Below are 17,009 nucleotides of genomic sequence, written 5' to 3' on the forward strand. Positions count from 1 at the left end.
GGTGCCCGATCTCCCGCCGGCCAATCCTCTCCGCGTAATTCAAACGCTCGATTGAAACACGCGCAACTTCGCCGAACTGGACACGATCAGCCGGTTCCGCCAGACTGCCGCCCTTTCCCGTCGTTCGGCACTCATGGCGAAACTGCTGGTCCTGCATGGCCCCAACCTCAACCTGCTCGGTACCCGCGAGCCGGGGGTGTATGGGCACACCACGCTGGCGCAGATCGACCAGGCCCTGGTGGCCCAGGCGCAGGCCGCCGGGCACGCGCTGGATGCCCTGCAGTCCAATGCCGAGCACGTGCTGGTGGACCGGGTGCAGGCCGCCCGTACCGATGGCACCGCCTTCATCCTGATCAACCCGGCCGCGTTCACGCATACCTCGGTCGCCCTGCGCGATGCGCTGGCGGCGGTGGACGTGCCGTTCATCGAGATCCACCTGTCCAACCCGCATGCCCGCGAGCCGTTCCGCCAGCACAGCTATTTCAGCGACAAGGCGGTCGGGGTGATCTGCGGGTTCGGCGCGGACAGCTATCGCTATGCGATGGATGCGGCGCTGGTGCGGCTGCAGGACGCCGGCGCCTGATGTTGCCGCTGCGCGCTCTTGCCTGTGTGGCGCTGTCAGCCGGCCTGTGCGCCGGTGCCGCCGCCGCCGACCGCGAGGACGAAGGCATCGACTGCGCGCACCCGGTCACCACGATGGAGCACGACCTGTGCGCCTCGGACGTGGCGGCCGCCGCCGACGTCACGCTCAACTCGGTATACGCGCAGGCGCGCCGCCAGCTGCGCACCCCCGAAAACGGCGGCACCTGCAGCTACTGTGGCACCGCCGAGCAGCAACTGGTGGTGGCACAGCGGGCGTGGGTGCAGCTGCGCGACCACGACTGCCAGGCGGTGTACGCGCTCAATTCCGACGGCAGCGCCCGCAACGGTGCGCAGTTGCGCTGCCTGACCACTCACGCGCGCGACCGCACACGGCAGCTGCGCGACTTCTACGAACTGCTTTGACCCGAGCGCGCCGCGCTTCCCACTCCCCTGACATCAAGAACCAAGAGGCCCCTATGGATCTCCGCAAAATCAAAAAGCTGATCGACCTGCTGGAAGAGTCGAACCTCGCCGAAATCGAAATCAAGGAAGGCGAAGAGTCCGTGCGTCTGTCGCGCGCCCCGGTCTCCGGCTACGGCATGGTCCAGGCCCAGCCGCAGATGATGATGACGCCTGCCCAGGCCCCGGCCCAGCAGGCCGCGCCGGCCATGCCGATGCAGTCGCCCACCGAAGCCTCCACCGGCGGCACCGCCAAGCCGGGCAACGCCCTGCCGGACGGCCACGTGCTGCGCGCGCCGATGGTCGGCACCTTCTACGCCTCCTCGTCCCCGGACAAGCCGGCCTTCGTCACCGTCGGCCAGCAGGTCAAGGCCGGCGAAACGCTGGCCATCATCGAAGCGATGAAGATGTTCAACCCGATCGAGGCCGATGTCTCCGGCACCATCGTCGCCATCCTGGGCGAAAACGGCCAGCCGGTCGAATTCGACCAGCCGCTGTTCGTGATCGGCTAAGGATCCGTCCATGCTCGACAAAGTCGTTATTGCCAACAGAGGGGAGATCGCGCTGCGCATCCTGCGCGCGTGCCACACCCTGGGCATCCGCACGGTGGCCGTGCATTCCACGGTCGACCGCAATCTCAAGCACGTGGCGATGGCCGACGAGTCGGTCTGCATCGGTCCGGCGCCGTCCTCGGAGAGCTACCTCAACATCCCGGCCCTGATCGCCGCGGCGGAAGTCACCGATGCCCAGGCCATCCACCCGGGCTACGGCTTCCTGTCGGAGAACGCCGACTTTGCCGAGCGCGTGGAAGAGTCCGGTTTCATTTTCATCGGCCCCAAAGCCGACACCATCCGCCTGATGGGCGACAAGGTCGAAGCGATCCGCGCGATGAAGGCCGCCGGCGTGCCGTGCGTGCCCGGTTCGGGCGGCCCGCTGGGCGATGACATCGTGGCCAACACCAAGATTGCCCGTGAGATCGGCTACCCGGTCATCATCAAGGCAGCCGGTGGCGGTGGCGGTCGCGGCATGCGCGTGGTGCATGCCGAGGCCTCGTTGAAGGCCGCCATCGAGACCACCAAGTCCGAAGCCAAGGCCGCTTTCAGCAACGACCAGGTGTACATGGAGAAGTTCCTGGAGAATCCGCGCCACGTGGAGATCCAGGTGCTGGCCGATGGCCAGGGCAACGCCATCCACCTCGGCGAGCGCGACTGCTCGATGCAGCGCCGCCACCAGAAGGTGGTGGAAGAAGCACCGGCACCGGGCATCACCGCTGAACTGCGCGAGCAGATCGGCAAGGTCTGCGTGGAAGCCTGCATCCGTATCGGCTACCGCGGCGCGGGCACCTTCGAGTTCCTGTACGAAGACGGCCGTTTCTACTTCATCGAAATGAACACCCGCGTGCAGGTGGAACATCCGGTGACGGAGATGGTGACCGGCATCGACCTGGTCTGCGAGCAGCTGCGCATCGCCGCCGGCCAGAAGCTGAGCATCAAGCAGAGCGACGTGGTGCTGACCGGCCACGCGATCGAGTGCCGCATCAACGCCGAAGACGCCGAAACCTTCGTGCCGAGCCCGGGCCAGATCACCGCCTTCCATCCGCCGGGTGGCCCCGGCGTGCGCGTGGATACCCACATCTACAGTGGCTACCGCGTGCCGCCGAACTACGACTCGATGATCGGCAAGCTGATCGTGCACGGCCCGGATCGCGAGACCGCGATCGCGCGCATGCGCGTGGCGCTGAGCGAACTGGTCGTGGACGGCATCAAGACCAACGTCGCGCTGCAGCAGCGCATCATGCGCGACAAGGGCTTCCAGGCCGGTGGCCAGAACATCCACTATCTGGAAAAGCGCCTGGCCGAACGCAAGAACAAGTCGATCGCGTTGACCTGATCGACGGCGTCATGCAACACCACAGAAAGGCGGGGATCTCCCCGCCTTTTTGTTTGCCTGGTCTCCGGGCCGCCGCCACAGCGCGGCGTGCGCCGTCGCCTTGCAGGCATCGTCGGCGGCCTGCCCTGGCCTCTGCCTCGGCCTTCTCCAGTGCAGCGCGCAGACGGGTCTGCATATCGACCGGGTCCATGCGGTTGAACGTCCGGCAAAGATCGCCGCCCAGAACACCGCAGCCACCCCCGCAGGCGGCGCGTTGATGCGTCAGATACCCGAGCGCCGCGGGAGAACGTCGCGTCAGGACACGGTGGCGACGAACGTGGCGATCGCCTCGGCAGCGGCATCCGGGCGCGCCTGCAGCAGCAGGTGCGGGCCCTCCAGCCAGACGGTGTCCTGCGCCGGCAGCAGCGCGGACAGGTGGCGCTGGCAGCGTGACGGCAGCAGGCGGTCATCAACGGCATGCAGGCACAGCGCTGGTATGCGCAGTGCAGCAGCGCAGGCGCCGACATCGACCCCCAGGGCGGCCACCGCGCGCGTGCGCAGCACATCGGCCTGGACGCGGGACAGGGCAGCCCGCAGCGCTTCGCGCAGCGCGGCACTGCTCCAGCGCCCCAGCAGCAGCCAGGACAGCGCGCCCATCGGCAGCGTGCGTACCGGTGCCCAGTACAGAAGCGATTGCAGACGACGCCACGCATACCAGGGCGAGCGCGCGAACGTCGTGGAAAGAACCAGGCCGCGCAGACGCGCCGGATGGGCAGCGGCGAGCCTCAGGGCCAACGGGCCGGAGAACGACTCGCCGAGCAGCACATAGTCCTCGTCCCGGGGCAGAGCCGCCTGCACGATATCGGCCAGTACGTCGTAGCCCACCGCGCGATCCACCGGATAGGCGATCACCGTGGTGTCGATGCCGTGCCGCTGCATCGCAGCGGTGAACGCGCCGTGCTGGGTACCGGTGGCATCCAGGCCCGGCAGCACCACCAGGCGCGCGTGTACACGCTGGGCGCCCTGGCGTGGCGCGCCCTCGCCCTCAGGCATCAACGGCTGCGGTCTGCGGCCGTGATCTGGGTGTTCCTGACCGGTTCCACGCCCAACGAGGAGGTCGGGTCCATGATCACCATCGTTTCGGTGGAGCCGTCCGGCCACACCACCTGGAAGGTGCTGCCGGCCGGCAGCGACGCGAACGGCATGCCGCTCTGCGCGCGGTACACCGCGGCCACCTGGCTGGCACCGGCGCGACGCACGTCGGCGTCGGCCTTCACCGAGGTCAACTGCACCTTGGACAGGCTCCGGTATCGATCATCGTAGGTATCGATCATCACCAGGCCCACTGCGCCAGCCGAGTAGGCGACAAACAACACCACCCAGAACCAGAACTTGGCGCCATGCAGGAATCGACGGTAGTTCATCGCCCTTTCCTCTGCTTGATCAGCTGTTCCACCAACGCTTTCATTTTCCCCGCACCTTGCCGCGATACCGCGGCGTCATACACGAAAGTGGCAAAGTCCTGCCCACCGTCCTGCGAACAAATCCCTCCGTTCGCGCAGAAATTGTTCATCAACACACTGTCCGGCCCGCACGCCATGCCCAGCTCGCAGGCTGCCAGGCGCCAGGCCAGTTCGCTGAACTGGTCCCCGGCCACCAGGCCCTGCAGCGCCGCGTCGCCGCTGGCACGTTGGCCCATGCCCGAGGCCAGGGCCATGTAGGCTTCCGGGTCGCGCGAATCGAGCACCCGCTCGACCAGCCCGCGCCGATAGCCCGGCGAATCATCCAGCGCCTTGCCTTCGGAGAACAGCGAGGCTTCGGCAGCCAGGTTGCCGGCCTTGGCCGCCCGCATGCGCTGGGCAAGAATCAGCTGGCGCCCGAGATTGTCGCTGCTGACAAAGCCCGTGCAGCGGCGTGCCACGCGTTCGCGCGCCTGCACCATGCCGACAGAGGCCTTCATGCCCAGCCCGGACAGCACGGTGTTGTCCAGCTGGTAACCGCCGGGGTCCATCGCATACAGCGCGCAGTAGTCGTACACCCGGCTGACCATCCATGCCGCCTCGGCGTTGCCGTTGGCGGCCTGCAGCTGCAGGCGCTGGGCGTAGGCGTACAGATCGGTATCGCCTTCGATGTCGGCGCGGATGTCCAGCGGCAGCCCGGAGGCGATCGCGTTGCCGCGTTCGTTCACCAGCAAGCGGCGCGCCAGCTGCCGCGCTTCGACAGGGATCGACGGCGACGCCGATGCGGACGCATCGATCATGTCCGCGCCGGGACGGTCGGCATGCCGCACCCGATCGCCCGCGCGATAGCCCACCACCCCGAGCAGCGCCAGGGCAGGCACGACCAGCAGCCAGGTTTTCAGGGTAGGAACAAGCGCCATGAACGAACGCCGGGACTGCCAGTGGCCGACAACGGAATGCCCAGTTTAGCAAGCGCATTGGCGGCTGTCTGAACCGGCACCCGGCCAGCATCTCAGCCACTCGGGAGACGACGTCGCGATCGGCACGCCGGGACCGCCCGCGCGCAATGGTCTAGCATGCACGGTTTTCCGCAGGCCTCGCCCCCATGCCCTTCCTGGAACTCACCCTCCGCTGCACCGAAACCACGCAGCCCCGCTATGAGAATGCGCTGGACGACGTCGGTGCGCTGGCGGTGACCCTGCTCGATGCCGACGCCGACACCAGCAACGAGCAGGCCATCCTGGAACCCGGCGTGGGCGAGACCCCGCTGTGGAACGACCTGGTGCTGACCGCGCTGTTCCCGGCCGATACCAACGCGCTGGCCCTGCTGGCCGCGCTGGATGCGTTCGACCCGGGTCTGGACTGGGGCAACGCCAGCTTCCGTGCGGTCCAGGACGAAGACTGGGAACGCGCCTGGCTGGACCAGTTCCAGCCGATGGCGTTCGGCGAGCGCACCTGGATCGTGCCCTGGAACCATGACCTGCCCGAGGCCGCGCAGGCCGACGACGCGGCCGTGGTGCGGCTGGACCCGGGCCTGGCCTTCGGCTCGGGCACCCACCCGACCACCGCGCTGTGCCTGCGTTGGCTCGACGGTCTGGCCGCCGAGGGCGCGCTGGATGGCCAGACCGTGCTCGACTTCGGCTGCGGCTCGGGGATCCTGGCGCTGGCCGCACTGAAACTCGGCGCCGCCCGCGCCGTGGGCGTGGACAACGATCCGCAGGCCGTGATCGCCACCGGCGACAACGCCGAGCGCAACGGCCTCCAGGACCGCATCGCGGTGTACCTGCCGGCCGACGAACCGCCGGCCACCTACCCGGTGGTGGTGGCCAACATTCTGGCCTCGGCACTGGACGCCCTGGCCGAGGTGCTGGCTGCGCGCGTCGCGCCCGGTGGCTGCATTGCGCTGTCGGGCATCCTGCACGGCCAGGAAGGCGAACTGCTGGAGCGTTACGCGCCGTGGTTCGAGGCGCTGGAAGTGGCCCAGGACGAGGACTGGATGCGCATCACCGGCACCCGCCGTGCTTGAATAAGGCGTCCTTCGCCCGGTCCCGCGCCCATGTCCGAGCCCACGCAGCCTCCGCGACGTCCGCTTGCCACCTTCCTGCGCCCTGCGCAGGACGCCGCGCCCGTGGACGACGGCCTTCCGCCGGCGCCGGCTGATGGTCGTGCCGATGACGACACCGCCGCCAGCACCGGCGACACGCCGTGGGGCGACGCATTGCCGCAGATCGCGATACCGCCCGCCGAAGTCGATGCGGAGACCGACGCGGAGCCCGTTGTTGAGGCCGATGCAACGCCGGCTGACGACGCGCTGACGGCCGGTGCGAGCGCCGACGATGCGCCGCTCGCCACCGCACCGAGCTTCCTGCAGGCGCCCCGTGCGCGCCTGCGTACGCCGCGCTGGCAATGGGGCCTGGTCGCCGGCCTTGGTGTGATGCTGCTGTTGCAGATCGCGGTGGCCGACCGCGCCCGGTTGGCGGCCGATGCCGGTACGCGCCCGTGGATCGCCGGCCTGTGCAGCGTGCTGCGCTGTACGTTGCCGGCGTGGCGCGAACCGGCAGCGTTCAGCATGATCAGCCGCGATGTCCGCCCTGTACCCGGACAACCGGGTGCGCTGCAGGTGCAGGCCAGCTTCCGTAACGATGCACGTTGGGCACAGGCATGGCCTGCGCTGCGTCTGTCGCTGTCCGATGCCGATGGCCGCCTGATCGGCACCGGCGAGTTCGCGCCGGCCGACTACCTGGGCGCCGCCAACGCCAGCGGCCACGTGCTGGAGCCGGGACAGAGCGCGCGCATCGCCTTCCGTGTCCGCGAGCCTGCGGCATCGACCGTCGCATTCACATTCGAGTTCCTGTGACCCTGCCGTTCGTCCGGTTCGGCGTGGCAGCCTGCGGGCGCACACGGTAGACTGGCCCCATCATCATTCCGCCGAGGGCTGTTGTCCGCCCCGGCTCCTGCATCGGGATCCTCCTTGAACGCTGTCCTTCCTCGTCCTGACACCAGTCGTGGCGCTCCCAAGCCACCGCTGCGCGAACATGTAGCCCAGTCGGTGAGGCGGTACCTGCGGGACCTGGATGGCTGTGATGCCGACGATGTCTACGAGATCGTCCTGCGTGAAATGGAGATTCCGCTGTTCGTGGAGGTGCTCAACCACTGCGAAGGCAACCAGAGCCGCGCCGCTGCGATGCTGGGCATCCACCGCGCCACACTGCGCAAGAAGCTCAAGGAATACGGCATCACCACCTGAGCCGGTGTCGATCCGTCTCTCGCGGCGGATACCGACCCGTGGCCGGTACGCGGATCAACCGCTCCAGAAGTACCGCACCAGGTGGAAGAACACCGGCGCAGCGAAGCACACCGAATCCAGCCGGTCGAGCATGCCGCCGTGGCCCTCGATCATGTGGCCCCAGTCCTTGATGCCGCGGTCGCGTTTGATCGCCGACATCACCAGGCCGCCCCAGAAGCCCATCAGGTTGACCACCAGCGACATGCCGAACGCCTGCCACGGCGTGAACGGGGTCAGCCAGCACAGTGCCGCGCCCAGCGCGCTGGCCGACAGTACCCCGCCGATGAACCCCTCCACGGTCTTGGACGGCGACAGCTTCGGCGCGATCAACCGCCGCCCGATCAGCTTGCCCCACACGTACTGCAGCACATCCGAGGACTGCACCACGATCACCAGGAAGGCGAACAGCAGCAGGTTGCGCGCCGGTTCCACACCGGCCAGGCGCAGGTTCAGCAGCGCCGGCACGTGGGAAATGCAGAACACGCAGATCATCAGGCCCCACTGCACCTTGGACGTGCGCTCCAGGTAGTCGGTGGTGTCGCCACCGATGGTGGCCAGGATCGGCAGGAACAGGAACGCATAGACCGGGATCAGCAGCGTGTACAGGCCGTACCAGTCGGTCCACACCAGCCAGTACTGCCAGGGCAGCACGATGTAGAACGCCGCCAGCAGCGCGTAGTAGTCGCCGGCCCGGGTCGGCGTAAGGGTGATGAACTCGCGCAGGGCGAACAGCGACACCACCGCGAACAGCACCACCACGCCGGTACGCCCGAAGAAGAACGCCAGCGCCACCACGGCGGCCATCACCCACCAGGCGCGGATGCGCGAGACCAGGTTGGCCAGCACCGGGCTGGGCGCATGCCGCGCACGCCAGCGCAGGGTCTCGGCGATCACCGTGGCCACCACCAGCACGGCGGCGATGCCGGCAAACAGCAGCCGGGTCTGCGCGTGCGTGGACAGCTGGGCCACGTCGGTGGACAACACCTGGAACACGGTCATGCGCGGTGCCTGCGTGGCTGCGGGTCCAACGCGAGCAGCGACAGCCGGGCCCGCTCCAGGAAGCGGTCCTTGTCTTCGTCGGCCTTCAGCCGCAGCGGTTCGCCGAACGTAGTGGTGCACAGCAGCGGCAACGGCAGCCAGCGGCCCTTGGGCATCACCCGCTTGAGGTTGTCGATCCACACCGGCACGAACTCCAGCTCCGGGCGTTGCCGCGCCAGATGGTAGATGCCGCTCTTGAACGGCAGCACGCCCTCGTCGGTGTTGCGGGTACCCTCGGGGAACAGGATCAGCGAGTTGCCCTCGTCCACCGCCTGGCACAGACAGGCGATGGGGTCGTGCTCGCGCTTGGCCGCATCGCGCTCGATCAGCACGCCGTTGAACACGGCATGGATCAGGTAGCGGCGCAGGGCATCGCGCTGCCAGTAGTCGGCCGCGGCCACCGGCCGCACCTGGCGGCGCAGCGTGATCGGCAGCGCCGACCAGATCAGCACGAAGTCACCGTGACTGGCGTGGTTGCCGTAGTACACGCGGTGGTCGCTCGACGGCGCACAGCCCTGCCACAACGCCCGCGCGCCGGTCAGCGTGCGGATCGCGCCACTGCAGCCGCGGGCGATCAGGTCGGCGATCACCACGGCACCCACCGGCACAGGTGTGCCGCCAGCAGCAGCACCGCCTGCGCGCCGAGCGCGAGCAGCTGCCAGCGCATCAGCCGGCGCATGCCCTGCCAGCGTGCCTGCCAGCCGCGGCTGGTCGCCGACGCGTCACGCAGGCCCAGCTTCTGCAGGACATCGTCGATCACACCGGGGGCGGCATCCGGATGGCAGGCCTGCATGGCCTCCAGCAGCGCCGCATCGAAACCGACGCGGGCGGCGTAATACGCCTGCACCCCCGCAGCCAGCAGCGAGGCCAGCGCCAGTGTCATGGCCACCAGGCCAGGGGACGACACGCTTGCCAGCAGCAGCGCGGCGGCAGCCAGCAGGGTGGATATCACCGCCGCAAGGCGTGCCTGGCGCAGTACGGCGGTCATCACCCGCAGTTGGAACAGCATGCTCATGCATTCACCTGTGTCTGCCCATTGGCGGCGCCCTCGCGCACCGCCTGTTCAATCGCCCGGCGGTGGCGTGCGTGCAGCACGATCCGCGGGCAGTCCTGTGCCAGCAGGGTGATGGCGGCATCGGCGCTGGCGGTATGGCCGCTGCGGCACAGCCAGGTGGCCACGGCAGCGGCGCTGCGCGAATAGCCCAGTGCGCAGCACACCAGCACCTCGCCGCGCCGGCGGCCATGCGCGATGGCATCGGCGGCCTGACGCAGCGCGGCCGGCGATGGCGTGGCCAGATCGAGCATCGGCACGCTGCGGTAATGCCGCACCCGCGTGCGGAACGGCAGCTCGGCGCACACATCCACCACGGTTGCCACCGTCAGCGTGGCATCGGCGTCCGGCAGCCGGCCCAGCCACACCCCGTCGATCACCAGCTGTGGCTGCGGCGCGCGTCGTGTCCACCAGCGCGCATTGAGCCAGGCGGCACCCAGGTACGGCGCCAGCAGCCAGGTCGCGGCCATGCTCAGCCGCCCGTCCTCCTGCTTCTGGAACACGGCGATCCCCAGGCCGGCGTACGCCAGCGCCACCAGCAGCAGCGACAGGGCCGGCCACGCCAGCCACATCGCCCACCCGCCCACGGCCCACGCCAGGGCCGCACAGCCGGCGCTGCCGGCCAGGTACAGCACGGCCAGCCGCCAGCGCGTGGGCTCGCGTGCCCACTGCCAGTGCCGCAGCGGTGATGACCCCTGCAGCGGCCACAGCCACACGCACAGCCAGCCCACCGCCACGCCGGTGGGCACGTCGATGAAGTGATGCTGCCAGGTGGTCAGCACCGACAGCCCGATCAATGCGAACCAGACATGCAGCGCGGTCCGCCACAGACCGTGCAGGTGCTGCTGGAAGCGAACCCACAGCACCACCAGCAGCACGATGTGCAGCGACGGCGCCTGGTTGAACGGCTTGTCAAAGCCCAGCAGCACATCGAACAACCAGCCGAACACGCCACCGGTGTCGGGCCGCTCCAGGCTGAAGCGCAGGGGCCACAGCAGGAAGCACGCCACCGACAGCAGCTGCGCGGTCAGCAGCCGGCGCGCGTGCGCGTCCAGCTCGGCGCGCTGGGTGCAGACGAAGAAGGACGCCACGTAGAACAGGTCGATGGACCAGTAGGGCACGATGGTCCAGGCCTGAAACGGAATGCGCGCTTCCCAGTCGAACACGATCGACGGCACGAACGGCAGGCGCGCGGCCATCGCATTGGCGAAGCCATAGCTGAGGAAGAAGAACGGCCCCAGCAGGGCCAGCCACAGCAGCGCGCGCCGCCAGGGACGCCCGCCCTCAGTCATGGCCCACCCGGCGCGCCAGCGACACGGTGAAGATGCCGAAGCGGTCGATGCGCTGGGTGACCTTCTCGAATCCGGCCAGGCGCACCAGTTCGTCCATCTCCTGCTGGGTGCGGCGGCGCATCACCCAGGCCGCGCCTGCACGGTGGCTGGTCAGCGCGCGGGCGATGAACTCCAGTTGCGGGTGCCACGGCTGACCGGTGTACACGAGGTAGCCGCCCTCGCGCATGGCGGCAGCGATGCCCTGCAGCGAGCGCGCCACCGCGTCGTTGTCGGCGAACAGTTCATACAGGCCCGACACGATCGACAGCGTCGGCGTGTCCGGCATCGCGGCCAGCGCATCGGCATCGAAGGCATCGCCCTGCTCGAAGCGGGCGATGTCGGCCGCGCCGAACGCCTCGATCAGCGCGCGGCCTTCAACCACGTTTCGCTCGCTGAAATCGCGCAGCAGGATCGCATCGGCGCGCTGTTCGCCCTGGGCCAGTGCATCCAGATCATAGCGCCCGTGGCCGGCGGCCACGTCGAGCACGCGCACCGGCCGGCCTTCGCCACGCAGGCGCAGCGCCGCCAGCTGCAGCAGCTCGCGCACGTGGGTGCGGCGCACGCGGATGCCGCGCCAGCCGATGGCGTCGAGGTAGTTGCGATCAACGAACCGGCCCAGCGGACCGCGCCCGCGTGCCTGGTCGCGGTAGATGTAGTCCAGCGTGCTGCCCGAATCGAAGCCGGTCTCCAGGCCCAGCGCGATGCCCTCGGACAGGCGCCCGCCAACGCGCAGGCCGGCGCGGGTGAAGCGCCAGTACAGATCCTTCAGGCTGTTGCGCTGCGGGGGCCACGCCAGCACCTCGGCCTCATCGAAGGTGGGGCCGTGGCGATGCGCGTTGCGCAGGCTGGGCCGTACCAGCGGCGCGGCGAAGCGCTCGCCGATGAAGCGGCGGATGGCGGCCACGGCCGGGGCGCGGTCGCGCTCGCCAAGGGTGTCATGGAAGAAGCCGGGCAGCAGGTGGCGCTCTTTGATCGGTGAACGCAGGCGCTCGTAGAAGCGGTCCTGCGGCGCGCGATGGACCACGAAATCCGCGCCCGAAACCAGCAGCTGGGTCGGCACGGTGATTGCCTGTGCGTCGCCGACCACGCGGTCGGCCGCTTCGTAGAGCCCCAGCAGCACGCGCACCGAAATCGGCCGGGTGATCAGCGGGTCGGTGCGGTAGCTGGCCACCCGTTCCGCGTCGTGGGTGAGCCACTGCGGCTTGACGTAACTATTGACGAAGAAGTTGCCGCGCAGTTTCTGCATCAGCGCCAGCCCGGGGCGCGCGAACGGCACGTACAGCTTCACCTTGAATGCCGGCGAGGCGAGCACCAGCGCACGCAGCGGCGGCGCATAGTCATGAACCCAGGTCGCGGCGACGACCGCGCCCACGCTCTGGGCGATGATGGCGATGTCTTCCACGGCGATGCCGTGATGGTCGTGCAGGTGCGCGATGAAGCTGTCCAGGTCACGCACCAGCGCGTCGAAGCCGGGCGCATCGCCGCGTGCACCAGGCGACTGGCCGTTGCCGCGGGCATCCCAGGCGAACACGTCCATCCCGGGCAGGTCCAGCTCGTCCACCAGGTGCGCCACGCGCCCGGAATGCTCGTGCCCGCGATGCAGCAGCACCAGCGCGCGCCGGGGTGAGGCCGGAGTCGGGTCGGTGGCGGGCCAATGCCGGTAGAACAGCGGCTGTGCATCGAAACTGTGGAACTGCAGGTGTTGCTGTGCGCGCATGCATCACTCCGTTGTGCATCCGGCGGAATCCGCCGTTGATCGGCTGCCGGCTGGGTCAGCCGGCCTCCGCCAATCCTGTCCTTACCCGGCGCAGTGTGGTCCACGCGCACAAGGCGGCCGCTGCCCACGCGATCCAGGTCACCCCTGGCGCTGCGATCCAGCCCAGGGCCAACAACAATCCTGTCACGCCGATCACGAACGCGCGATCGCTTTTGCCCATTGGACCGTCATAGCGACGGCTTGCCCCCACCATCAGGCCCAGGACGCCAGCGTACTCGCAAACCGCCGCCAGCCACGCCAATGTCCACAGGGCAGCGGAGGCTACCCCGGGCAGACTCAGCAGCGACAGATACAGCGCCGCGTCGGCGATGACGTCGCAGAGTTCATTGAGATAGGCACCCAGCCGCGACTGCTGCCCGAATTCGCGGGCAAGCATGCCATCCACGGCATTGAGCGCCATGCGCAGCAGCATCCACACCGGCAGCGCCAGATACCCCATTGGCTGCGACGGGCCCCACACGTACACGGCGGCGGCCACGGCCAGCGAGACCACCGCCGCCGCCAGCGTGACCACGTTGGCGGTGACCCCGGCCCGGTACAGGCCGGCTACGGCGGGCCGCAGCAGGGCCTGGAAGCGTCCCTTCAACGCATAGATCGACACGATTCCCTGTCCTGTGGTTCATGGCGGATGCCGGGGAGCCTACAATATGCACCCGCTCCGCTTCGATCTCCTGCCCCCATGAGTTCCGATCTGCTGCCCGTGCGCCGGGCCCTGCTGTCCGTTTCCGACAAAACCGGCCTGATCGACCTGGCCCGCGCCCTCGCCGCCCGCAACGTCGAGCTGCTGTCGACCGGCGGCACCGCCAAGGCGATCCGCGACGCCGGCCTGGCCGTCAAGGACGTGGCCGATGTCACCGGCTTCCCGGAAATGATGGATGGCCGGGTCAAGACCCTGCATCCGCGGGTCCACGGCGGCCTGCTCGGCCGCGCCGGGCTGGACGAGGCCGTGATGGCCGAACACGGCATCGACGCGATCGACCTGCTGGTGTTGAATCTGTATCCGTTCGAGGCGGTGACCGCCAAAGCCGGCTGCACGCTCGACGAGGCGGTGGAGAACATCGACATCGGTGGCCCGGCGATGCTGCGTTCGGCAGCCAAGAACTTCGCGCGCGTCGCGGTGGCGACCGACCCGTCGCAGTACGCCGAGCTGCTCGCCGAGCTGGACGCCCACGAGGGCCGGTTGTCGGCCGGCAAGCGTTTTGCCTTGTCCGTAGCCGCGTTCAACCGCGTGGCCCAGTACGATGCGGCCATCAGCAACTATCTGTCCGCTGTGGCCAGCACCGAGGCGGCCGTGCCGGTGCGCACCGAGTTCCCGGCGCAGATGAACAGCAGTTTCGTGAAGGTGATGGACCTGCGCTACGGCGAGAATCCGCACCAGAGCGGCGCGTTCTACCGCGACCTGCACCCGGTGCCGGGCACGCTGGCCACCTTCCAGCAGCTGCAGGGCAAGGAACTGAGCTACAACAACCTGGCCGATGCCGATGCCGCGTGGGAATGCGTGCGTCAGTTCGACGCGCCGGCCTGCGTGATCGTCAAGCACGCCAACCCGTGCGGCGTGGCTGTGGGCGCCGGCAACGGCGATGCCTACGAGCTGGCCTACGCGACCGATCCGACCAGCGCGTTCGGCGGCATCATCGCCTTCAACCGACCGCTCGACGCTGCCACTGCCAAGGTGATCCTGGACCGCCAGTTCGTCGAAGTGCTGATCGCCCCGGACTACGAACCGGCCGCGCTCGAGTACGCGCAGAAGAAGGCCAACGTGCGCGTGCTGCGCATTCCGCATGGCGATGGCCGCAACAACTACGACACCAAGCGCATCGGCTCGGGCCTGCTGGTGCAGAGCGCCGACAACCGCGGCATGGCGCGCGATGAGCTGACCGTGGTCAGCAAGCTCGCGCCCACCGACAAGCAGTTTGCCGACCTGCTGTTTGCCTGGAAGGTGGCCAAGTTCGTCAAGTCCAACGCCATCGTCTACGCCAAGGACAACCGCACCATCGGTGTCGGCGCCGGCCAGATGAGCCGGGTCTACTCGGCCCGCATCGCCGGCATCAAGGCGGCCGATGCGAACCTGGCGGTGGACGGGTCGGTGATGGCCTCCGATGCCTTCTTCCCGTTCCGCGACGGCATCGATGCCGCTGCGGCCGCCGGCATCAAGGCGGTGATCCAGCCGGGCGGCTCGATGCGCGACAACGAGGTGATCGCCGCAGCCGACGAGCACGGCCTGGCGATGGTGTTCACCGGCGTGCGCCACTTCCGCCACTGACGTCACGATGACCACGACAGGGAATGTCGACCGCCGCGCCCCCCGCCCCTGGCTGGGTGCGGCGCTGACGGTACTGCTGGCCGGCTGTGGTGATGCCACGCCGGCCGATCCGGGCAAACCGGCGCGTCGGCTCGACAGCCACGCAGCGGCCACACCGGCGCCTGCCGAGCCGGTCGACGACGATCAACGCCTGCTCGCCTTCCTGCACGACCGCTACGGCGCCAAGGCCACGCTGGACACGGCGTGGAAGGACCAGTGGGACGACCCCGACCAGGACGCCACGCGCCCGGTGGAGCGTCGCCTGTGCGCCCGGCAGACGGTGGCAGTGACCGGGCAGCCGCATCATCTCGTGGCGGTCTGCCAGACCCTCGAAGACGCGGCCAGCGTCGAACCGGGACGGATCGACCTGTACGTCCTGCGCGATGGCGAGGCGGCGCCTGGTACCGCTTCCCGCCCGCTGGTGCGGGTGGCCGAGCACCTGTTGATGTACTCGGGCATGCGCGGCATGCCCGGCACCGTGGCGATCGATACGCTGGGGCCCGAGCGGCCGGCGTTCCGCATCACCGATGGCTGGTACGGGCAGGGCTATTCGCTGGTATCGCGCACCTACGTCGCCCTGCACGACACCCGCCTCACCCCGGTCGCCAGCTTCCGCGACCACATCGACAACGACAGCGCGTACGACTGCGACGAAGACCCGACCGCCTGCGGCAACCGGCTGTTCGACATCGATTTCAGCGTGACGGCGGACATGCAGGCACTGCAGGACGGCTACGCGGCGCTGGATGTGCGTGGCCAGGGACCCGAATGCACCGGCCCCACCGACGAGCACTACCGCCTGGTGTACGACCCGGCCAAAGGCGCCTACCCGATCCCGGACGCGTTGCTGCGCGAACACTGCCGCGAGTAGGTACTACGCTGCAGGGCAGCGCCCTCTCCTGATGACGTCACCATGACCATGACAACAACCGGCATCCACCGCACTGCTCCACCCGCCTGCATCGCGCTGGCGGTGGCCCTGCTGGCCGGGTGCGGCAAGGAGGTGCCGGCCGTGCAGGAAACGGCGAAACCCCGGCTGGATACCACCGCCCCGATCGTGGAGACGGTGATGGCCAGCGGCGATGCCGACGCGCGCCTGCTGACCTTCCTGCACCAGCGCTATGGCGCCAGGGCGCGCCTGGACGGCGCCTGGAAGGACCGCTGGGAAGACACCGAGGTGGTGGCGATGCGGCCGGTGGAGCGCGCGGTCTGCGCCCGCCGCAACGTGACGGTCGATGACCAGGCCCACACCCTGCTGGCGGTCTGCCAGACCATCGAGGATGCGGCGACCGTCGAACCGGGACGGGTCGACCTGTTCGTACTGCGCGACGGCGAGCGCGGCGTCGCCGGCGACAGCCAGCCGTGGCCGCTGCTGGTGGTGGACCAGCGCCTGCAGGTCAACGCCGGCAGCGATGGCGTTCCCGGTACGGTGCAGGTCGCAACGCTGGGGCCGCAGCGCCCCGCCTTCCACCTCACCCAGCGCTGGAATGGCCGCGGCGGTTCGCTGGTCGACCGCAGCTACGTCGCCCTGCACAGCAACCGCCTGCGCGAGGTGGCCCGCTACCGCGACCATCTCGACAACCTGACCCGCTACGACTGCGACAGCGATCCGGACGACTGCGACGGCACGGTCTTCAACATCGACTTCAACACGACGGTGGAGCAGCAGGCGCCCGTGGACGGCTACTGGCCGATCACCGTGCGTGGCCGCGGCCAGGACTGCGCCGGGGCGGCGCATGAGTTCCACCAGTTGATGTTCGACCCGGCAACGCGGGCCTACCAGGTGCCCGAGGCGCTGCAGCGGGACGACTGCGGCGGCAGCTGACCGGCGCGTGGCCGGGCGACCGTGCCATG

Annotated in this window: 19 protein-coding genes; 10 read left to right on the plus strand and 9 right to left on the minus strand. The window is 69.0% G+C overall.

What is annotated here, in order from left to right:
• The first annotated feature begins 133 nt into the window (after positions 1 to 133).
• From aroQ to accC, 4 genes are read left to right on the plus strand one after another with little or no spacing between them, the layout of a single operon-like run.
• Entirely contained in the window at positions 134 to 583 is a 450-nt protein-coding gene (gene aroQ / locus OC534_RS01640) for a type II 3-dehydroquinate dehydratase (protein WP_153165024.1), read from the plus strand.
• Positions 583 to 1,005, plus strand: coding sequence for a lysozyme inhibitor LprI family protein (locus tag OC534_RS01645; protein ID WP_017356885.1), 423 nt, complete (start codon positions 583 to 585; stop codon positions 1,003 to 1,005). The genes aroQ and OC534_RS01645 overlap by 1 nt, the downstream gene beginning before the upstream one ends.
• Before the next feature lie 53 nt (positions 1,006 to 1,058).
• Positions 1,059 to 1,553, plus strand: a complete 495-nt coding sequence (gene accB, locus OC534_RS01650) for an acetyl-CoA carboxylase biotin carboxyl carrier protein (protein ID WP_262071262.1) — start codon at positions 1,059 to 1,061, stop codon at positions 1,551 to 1,553.
• A 10-nt stretch (positions 1,554 to 1,563) separates the two neighbouring features.
• Positions 1,564 to 2,931, plus strand: a complete 1,368-nt coding sequence (accC, locus tag OC534_RS01655) for an acetyl-CoA carboxylase biotin carboxylase subunit (protein WP_017356887.1) — start codon at positions 1,564 to 1,566, stop codon at positions 2,929 to 2,931.
• A 294-nt stretch (positions 2,932 to 3,225) separates the two neighbouring features.
• Here accC and OC534_RS01660 read toward each other — a convergent pair whose 3' ends face one another.
• The 3 genes from OC534_RS01660 to OC534_RS01670 are packed head-to-tail and all read right to left on the minus strand — an operon-like array spanning position 3,226 to position 5,290.
• Positions 3,226 to 3,963: an alpha/beta hydrolase gene (locus tag OC534_RS01660; protein WP_166473508.1), complete on the minus strand. Its 738-nt coding sequence runs from the start codon at positions 3,961 to 3,963 to the stop codon at positions 3,226 to 3,228.
• The gene (locus OC534_RS01665) at positions 3,963 to 4,334 is read right to left on the minus strand and encodes a hypothetical protein (protein WP_017356889.1); all 372 of its coding nucleotides are present in this window, start codon (positions 4,332 to 4,334) and stop codon (positions 3,963 to 3,965) included. Before OC534_RS01665 ends, OC534_RS01660 begins: the two co-directional genes overlap by 1 nt.
• Complete coding sequence (locus OC534_RS01670) at positions 4,331 to 5,290, minus strand: hypothetical protein (protein WP_136004549.1); 960 nt, start codon at positions 5,288 to 5,290, stop codon at positions 4,331 to 4,333. Before OC534_RS01670 ends, OC534_RS01665 begins: the two co-directional genes overlap by 4 nt.
• Positions 5,291 to 5,475: 185 nt before the next feature.
• Between OC534_RS01670 and prmA the strand changes: the two genes are divergently transcribed.
• The 3 genes from prmA (at position 5,476) to fis (ending at position 7,617) form a co-directional block, all read left to right on the plus strand.
• Positions 5,476 to 6,396, plus strand: coding sequence for a 50S ribosomal protein L11 methyltransferase (gene prmA / locus OC534_RS01675; RefSeq protein WP_262071263.1), 921 nt, complete (start codon positions 5,476 to 5,478; stop codon positions 6,394 to 6,396).
• Positions 6,397 to 6,426: 30 nt separating this feature from the next.
• Positions 6,427 to 7,227 (plus strand): DUF3426 domain-containing protein, encoded by an 801-nt coding sequence (locus OC534_RS01680; protein ID WP_262071264.1) that lies wholly within the window; start codon positions 6,427 to 6,429, stop codon positions 7,225 to 7,227.
• Between the two features lie 114 nt (positions 7,228 to 7,341).
• Complete coding sequence (gene fis / locus OC534_RS01685) at positions 7,342 to 7,617, plus strand: DNA-binding transcriptional regulator Fis (RefSeq protein WP_026071038.1); 276 nt, start codon at positions 7,342 to 7,344, stop codon at positions 7,615 to 7,617.
• A 54-nt stretch (positions 7,618 to 7,671) separates the two neighbouring features.
• On the opposite strand, the gene OC534_RS01690 is transcribed toward fis, so the two are convergent.
• Genes OC534_RS01690 through OC534_RS01715 form a run of 6 tightly spaced genes read right to left on the minus strand, consistent with a single transcriptional unit; the run spans position 7,672 to position 13,457 of the window.
• Entirely contained in the window at positions 7,672 to 8,655 is a 984-nt protein-coding gene (locus OC534_RS01690) for a phosphatidate cytidylyltransferase (RefSeq protein ID WP_017357620.1), read from the minus strand.
• On the minus strand, positions 8,652 to 9,284 hold the full coding sequence (locus OC534_RS01695) for a lysophospholipid acyltransferase family protein (protein ID WP_026071037.1): 633 nt from the start codon (positions 9,282 to 9,284) through the stop codon (positions 8,652 to 8,654). The genes OC534_RS01690 and OC534_RS01695 overlap by 4 nt, the downstream gene beginning before the upstream one ends.
• Positions 9,281 to 9,709: a hypothetical protein gene (locus OC534_RS01700; protein ID WP_153165028.1), complete on the minus strand. Its 429-nt coding sequence runs from the start codon at positions 9,707 to 9,709 to the stop codon at positions 9,281 to 9,283. Before OC534_RS01700 ends, OC534_RS01695 begins: the two co-directional genes overlap by 4 nt.
• A complete protein-coding gene (locus OC534_RS01705) occupies positions 9,706 to 11,037 on the minus strand; it encodes a phosphatase PAP2/dual specificity phosphatase family protein (RefSeq protein WP_153165029.1) in 1,332 nt (443 codons plus the stop codon). The genes OC534_RS01700 and OC534_RS01705 overlap by 4 nt, the downstream gene beginning before the upstream one ends.
• A complete protein-coding gene (locus OC534_RS01710; protein WP_262071265.1) occupies positions 11,030 to 12,793 on the minus strand; it encodes a bifunctional alpha/beta hydrolase/class I SAM-dependent methyltransferase in 1,764 nt (587 codons plus the stop codon). The genes OC534_RS01705 and OC534_RS01710 overlap by 8 nt, the downstream gene beginning before the upstream one ends.
• Positions 12,794 to 12,848: 55 nt before the next feature.
• Positions 12,849 to 13,457 (minus strand): CDP-alcohol phosphatidyltransferase family protein, encoded by a 609-nt coding sequence (locus OC534_RS01715; protein ID WP_026070539.1) that lies wholly within the window; start codon positions 13,455 to 13,457, stop codon positions 12,849 to 12,851.
• A gap of 75 nt (positions 13,458 to 13,532) precedes the next feature.
• Here OC534_RS01715 and purH point away from each other — a divergent pair, with 75 nt between their 5' ends.
• From purH to OC534_RS01730, 3 genes are read left to right on the plus strand one after another with little or no spacing between them, the layout of a single operon-like run.
• Positions 13,533 to 15,116, plus strand: coding sequence for a bifunctional phosphoribosylaminoimidazolecarboxamide formyltransferase/IMP cyclohydrolase (purH, locus tag OC534_RS01720; RefSeq protein WP_166473512.1), 1,584 nt, complete (start codon positions 13,533 to 13,535; stop codon positions 15,114 to 15,116).
• Between the two features lie 7 nt (positions 15,117 to 15,123).
• Complete coding sequence (locus OC534_RS01725) at positions 15,124 to 16,026, plus strand: hypothetical protein (RefSeq protein WP_262071266.1); 903 nt, start codon at positions 15,124 to 15,126, stop codon at positions 16,024 to 16,026.
• Between the two features lie 42 nt (positions 16,027 to 16,068).
• Positions 16,069 to 16,980: a hypothetical protein gene (locus OC534_RS01730; RefSeq protein WP_262071267.1), complete on the plus strand. Its 912-nt coding sequence runs from the start codon at positions 16,069 to 16,071 to the stop codon at positions 16,978 to 16,980.
• The last annotated feature ends 29 nt before the right edge of the window (positions 16,981 to 17,009 follow it).

It is taken from the genome of Stenotrophomonas sp. Marseille-Q5258 (genome assembly GCF_946900935.1).
GTDB lineage: Bacteria > Pseudomonadota > Gammaproteobacteria > Xanthomonadales > Xanthomonadaceae > Stenotrophomonas > Stenotrophomonas nematodicola.

Excerpts from the sequence above, each read along its gene's own strand:
- aroQ (WP_153165024.1), top strand. The coding sequence starts at position 134 with ATGGCGAAACTGCTGGTCCTGCATGGCCCCAACCTCAACCTGCTCGGT.
- OC534_RS01645 (WP_017356885.1), top strand. The coding sequence starts at position 583 with ATGTTGCCGCTGCGCGCTCTTGCCTGTGTGGCGCTGTCAGCCGGCCTG.
- accB (WP_262071262.1), top strand. The coding sequence starts at position 1,059 with ATGGATCTCCGCAAAATCAAAAAGCTGATCGACCTGCTGGAAGAGTCG.
- accC (WP_017356887.1), top strand. The coding sequence starts at position 1,564 with ATGCTCGACAAAGTCGTTATTGCCAACAGAGGGGAGATCGCGCTGCGC.
- OC534_RS01660 (WP_166473508.1), bottom strand. The coding sequence starts at position 3,963 with ATGCCTGAGGGCGAGGGCGCGCCACGCCAGGGCGCCCAGCGTGTACAC.
- OC534_RS01665 (WP_017356889.1), bottom strand. The coding sequence starts at position 4,334 with ATGAACTACCGTCGATTCCTGCATGGCGCCAAGTTCTGGTTCTGGGTG.
- OC534_RS01670 (WP_136004549.1), bottom strand. The coding sequence starts at position 5,290 with ATGGCGCTTGTTCCTACCCTGAAAACCTGGCTGCTGGTCGTGCCTGCC.
- prmA (WP_262071263.1), top strand. The coding sequence starts at position 5,476 with ATGCCCTTCCTGGAACTCACCCTCCGCTGCACCGAAACCACGCAGCCC.
- OC534_RS01680 (WP_262071264.1), top strand. The coding sequence starts at position 6,427 with ATGTCCGAGCCCACGCAGCCTCCGCGACGTCCGCTTGCCACCTTCCTG.
- OC534_RS01690 (WP_017357620.1), bottom strand. The coding sequence starts at position 8,655 with ATGACCGTGTTCCAGGTGTTGTCCACCGACGTGGCCCAGCTGTCCACG.
- OC534_RS01700 (WP_153165028.1), bottom strand. The coding sequence starts at position 9,709 with ATGAGCATGCTGTTCCAACTGCGGGTGATGACCGCCGTACTGCGCCAG.
- OC534_RS01705 (WP_153165029.1), bottom strand. The coding sequence starts at position 11,037 with ATGACTGAGGGCGGGCGTCCCTGGCGGCGCGCGCTGCTGTGGCTGGCC.
- OC534_RS01710 (WP_262071265.1), bottom strand. The coding sequence starts at position 12,793 with ATGCGCGCACAGCAACACCTGCAGTTCCACAGTTTCGATGCACAGCCG.
- purH (WP_166473512.1), top strand. The coding sequence starts at position 13,533 with ATGAGTTCCGATCTGCTGCCCGTGCGCCGGGCCCTGCTGTCCGTTTCC.
- OC534_RS01725 (WP_262071266.1), top strand. The coding sequence starts at position 15,124 with ATGACCACGACAGGGAATGTCGACCGCCGCGCCCCCCGCCCCTGGCTG.
- OC534_RS01730 (WP_262071267.1), top strand. The coding sequence starts at position 16,069 with ATGACCATGACAACAACCGGCATCCACCGCACTGCTCCACCCGCCTGC.